Below are 4,399 nucleotides of genomic sequence, written 5' to 3' on the forward strand. Positions count from 1 at the left end.
AATGTGTTACAACGGCTTAACATTTATATTTTTCATCCTTATACTGCGTAATACTGTTTCATATTGTTTCAGATTGATTCTATGGAAGACTGCTCGCGCCCACATAATCACCTCATGTCATAATGATGTGAAGCCACTATGCCTGAACAACATGCCTTGTTCTGAGCGCGTTGAGCATAGAGCCGATGTTTTCTGATTCTGCATGAAGCCGTATTTCATTTATTTGTTTTTCCTTCAAGGAGTGAAGAACAAGAAGCAAAGATCAGAGAGGCAAATTTAATAATGTCCAGAAAAATAACACTCACTGCCGTAGCCGTAACCGCGGCATTAATGTCTGTCAATATCAATGCAGCTGGCTTTCAGGTTAACGAACACTCTGCTTCTGGCTTAGGTAGAGCATTCTCCGGTGAAGCCGCCGTGGCTGACAATGCATCTGTCCTCGCCCGTAACCCTGCCGCGATGACCCTTTTCAAAACCGCTGAGTTTTCAGGTGCAATCAGCATTGTCGACCCAGATATCGATGTCACCGACAATGATTTCGGCCAGACCGCCAAAGATGTTGCACCTTTGGGTATCGTTCCGGCTGGTTACTATATTCACCCTATTAACGATAGCTTCGCGGTCGGATTGGCACTGTTTTCCAACTACGGGGTAGCAACCGAATACCCAGAAGATTTTAATGCTGGCTCTTCAGCTGGCGAGACTTCCCTTATAACACTGAACTTCAACCCGAATATTGCCTATCGGATCAATGAACACTTCAGCATCGGCGGTGGTGTCAGCCTCGTCTACGGCGATGCCGAACTTACACGTTTTAAAGGCTCACTGGCAACTGCTGTTGGCGGCAGCCCGAGTGACAAAACCATCAAGATGGAAGGTGATACTACCGGCTGGGGCTGGAATGTCGGTGCTCTCTATGAAATCAATGATGATCACCGCTTCGGTCTGAGCTATCGCTCTCAGGTTGACCTCGATTTCGATGGTGACTTTACCGATTACCTCGGTGTTATTACAGGAACTGCCAATAATACCGTTCCTGGCTCACTCTCTGTTGTGTTACCGGCTATTGCTGAGTTCTCCGGCTATCACGCTCTAAATAGCCAATGGGCCATTCACTACGGTATTCAGTGGATGCAATACAGTAAGTTCGAAGAGTTACGTGGTACCGGTGATCAGTGTACCCCAGGCTATAATGGCCAAGCCGGAGTTTGCTTACTGAAAGACGAGGATTACGACGATAACTCCCGTTACTCCATCGGGGCAACCTATATCCTCAACCCAACCTGGACCCTTCGCGCTGGCTTTGCCTTCGACGAACAAGCCGGTAAATCAACCCTAAGTATCCCTGATACCGACCGTTACTGGTATTCGGCAGGTGCAACCTATACCTACAGCCCGAAGATGACGTTTGATGTTGGCCTGACCTATCTCGACGGTAAAGAGGTCACCTTTACCGAAGACGGCAGCTCATTCACCTCTACTGGTGGTGCAATAATCAGCGCCGCACAAATCAATTACAAATTTTAGGGTTCAGTAGCCACACGGCTGCAATATGATTTGAAAGATAGGGATATAGCATGAAAAAGAATATTTTAGCGGTACTGATTGCCTCTAGTATTGGCTTAGCAGGCTGCGGGAATGAAAGCGAAGTCGTCGGTAACCCAACGGTTGATCCAATCATCGAAAGAAGCTTGCAGGCTGAAACCAAGATCAAGTTTGATATTATTTCTGATACTAAGAATCCAATCATTGTTACCCCATCGTTTCTGGCAATGGACTCTACCGATGGTACATTGAGTGTTGAAGGGAGCAACGGCAGTGATGAATACTCCACTAACCTCAAAGATCCCCTAACAGCTATGGGCAAAAATGATGGCTGGAGTACCACTCAACCTATCAGTATTGAGTTCACCGGTAACAACTTGGATCCAACTACGGCTTCAAAGGGTTTTTATCTGATTGAATCCAATGATCCAACTGCAGGTACATCGACTGTAACCCCCACCCAACTAACACAAGCCAACGGCGACTTTGTGGTATCGGCATCAGACAACACATTAAAAGTTGTATTGCTAAAACCGCTGAAGCCTGCAAGCAACTATATGTTTGCTATTACAGACGAATTGAAGGATGTGAAAGGCAATAGCGTGGGGATGACAGGTTCTTATGCTGTTTTAAAAGCAACGTCTAAGCCACCTTCAGATGCACTACTTCCAGCACAAGCCGTTGTTCAGGCATCAGAAAAAGAGCTCAATACGGCAGGTGTAAACGCTGACAGCATTATCTTCTCAAGTTGGTTTACCACGGCTTCTGTGGGGAGCTCGCTCAGCATCACCAAGGCAGTCATTGCAAAAACTATCGAAGCTGTACAAGCCGGCGGCACACCGGATCTTATCTGGAAAGGTGAGTCAAATCCGAATAATGCTGATTTGAGTAGTCTATACACTATAAACCTGCCTACAACAGGTGATGATTTAGCTACAGCTATTGATAATGACGCAATGTTAACTGCTGTCGTAAAAGATGATGATACCGACCCGGATGGTTCTTTGGCTAAACAAAAGCTTAAAGACACCTATTCAGGTATAACGACAAATACAGGCGTCACCATCACCGTCTACAAAGGCACGGTCAACCTGCCTTACTTCCTGAGTGATGAAACCGCTAACAAAGGGTGGAAAAAAACACCTTGGGAGAGTGCTACCCCAAGCATCGCAAAAATCAGCAATGTAATGAAAAATGGCTCTGATGCTGACAAAGCGGCACTGGCACAGTCCCTACCGGGCGTTGATATTGCCAAGCTACTGACTGGCGATACCACAGAAATGTTTGACCTGATTGGCCTTGAAGGCAAACTGGCCAACGGTAGCCAACTAGACTCAGAGCGTCTAATCACCAAGTACAGTCCACTACCGAAAATCAAAGCTGTTAAATCAGTTCCTGTATTGGTATTTATGCCGGATACAACATCGGCACCGGCTCCTGGTGCAGTTATCTATCAGCATGGCATCACCTCGGTAAAAGAAACCTCCTACCTATTCGCTGCCAATCACATGGCAATGGCTATCGCTGCTGGGCAGAAACCTAAAGCGATTATTGCTATTGATCACCCGCTGCATGGTGAGCGAGCTCTCGGTGACGGTACAGTTACAACCCAGGCAACAGCTGATGTATACATGAACCTGGAATACCTCAATGTTGCTCGTGATAATATCCGCCAGAGCATCATTGACGATCTTGGTTTGCGTACATCGCTCACCGTAATGAAATCAACCGCACACCCTGTGTTAAACACCATTGATATCAGCAAGATCAGCTTCTTCGGTCACTCTCTGGGGGCCATCACAGGTGTAAGTACCTATGGTTTGGGCAATCAGACTCTGGGCTCACCAACCGCTGATGCTTTGTTTAACTTCAGCTCAGGTGCATTTGCCAACCCAGGCGGTGGTATCCCGTCACTGCTACTTGAATCGAAAACATTCGGCCCGACGATTAAGCACTCGTTGCTACTGGGGGCTGAAAATGCTGCCTATGAAGCTGTATGTGAGTCAGCATCCGATGGCGGGGCCTGCTTCACCGCATTCTTCAATAGCCTAGATTCGGCTACCCAAGCTCAAATTAACGCAACATTCGGTACATTTGGCTATGCCGCGCAGACCGTACTTGATACTGTCGATCCATATAACTCGGCATCTAAAGTAAGTGGTCCGGTATATGTTATGCAGGCGTTAAATGATGCCGTTGTGCCAAACCAGACCACCACGTTCAGTGTTATGGGAGGCACGCAGCCTCTGGTTAAACAGCTAAATAGCCAAAATGGATTAGCCAAAATTACCACAAGTCAGGCGACTGAAGTCGAGGGGATTGCAGAATTTAATGCCACCTCTATGGCTCAGCACAGCTCCGCTATCGCGCCACAGTACAAAGATGCTAATGGCACTGCGATTGATTCAACGACTGCTGATAATACAACCAAGGAAATACAAACTGAAGTTGCAACATTCAGTGCAATGGACGGACAGGGTATTGCCGTCGGTGATTCGACTCTGATTCAGTAAGTGCAATCACTCACTATGCAAAAGGCTAGCCTCGCGGCTAGCCTTTCTTTTATCAGTATTCTTCAACTAGTTCTGTAATTTAATTACAAGTCATCGGTATGTTCAGACAGGTATTTCGCCACCCCTTGTGGTGACGCATCCATGCCCTCTTTGCCTTTCTCCCACTGTGCCGGGCACACTTCGCCGTTTTGCTCATGGAACTGCAGGGCATCGACCATCCGTAGCATCTCGTCGATATTACGTCCCAACGGTAAGTCATTCACCACCTGATGGCGAACAATCCCTTCCTTGTCAATCAGGAACGAACCGCGGAAGGCGACGCCTGCCTCAGGGTGTTCAAC

The 4,399-nt window shown here is 47.2% G+C and carries 2 protein-coding genes and 1 pseudogene; 2 read left to right on the plus strand and 1 reads right to left on the minus strand.

Annotated features, from left to right (window positions below; genetic code table 11):
- The first annotated feature begins 282 nt into the window (after window positions 1-282).
- Both MHN01_RS17840 and MHN01_RS17845 read left to right on the plus strand, forming a co-directional pair.
- Window positions 283-1,527, plus strand: a complete 1,245-nt coding sequence (locus tag MHN01_RS17840; protein WP_239412575.1) for an outer membrane protein transport protein — start codon at window positions 283-285, stop codon at window positions 1,525-1,527.
- Between the two features lie 50 nt (window positions 1,528-1,577).
- Window positions 1,578-4,058, plus strand: a complete 2,481-nt coding sequence (locus MHN01_RS17845; protein ID WP_239412576.1) for a VolA/Pla-1 family phospholipase — start codon at window positions 1,578-1,580, stop codon at window positions 4,056-4,058.
- 83 nt (window positions 4,059-4,141) lie between these two features.
- Here MHN01_RS17845 and MHN01_RS17850 read toward each other — a convergent pair.
- Window positions 4,142-4,399: pseudogene (locus MHN01_RS17850) on the minus strand (peroxiredoxin); the annotation flags it as partial.

It is taken from the genome of Photobacterium sp. OFAV2-7, assembly GCF_022347985.1.
In the GTDB taxonomy this organism is placed as follows: Bacteria; Pseudomonadota; Gammaproteobacteria; order Enterobacterales; family Vibrionaceae; genus Photobacterium.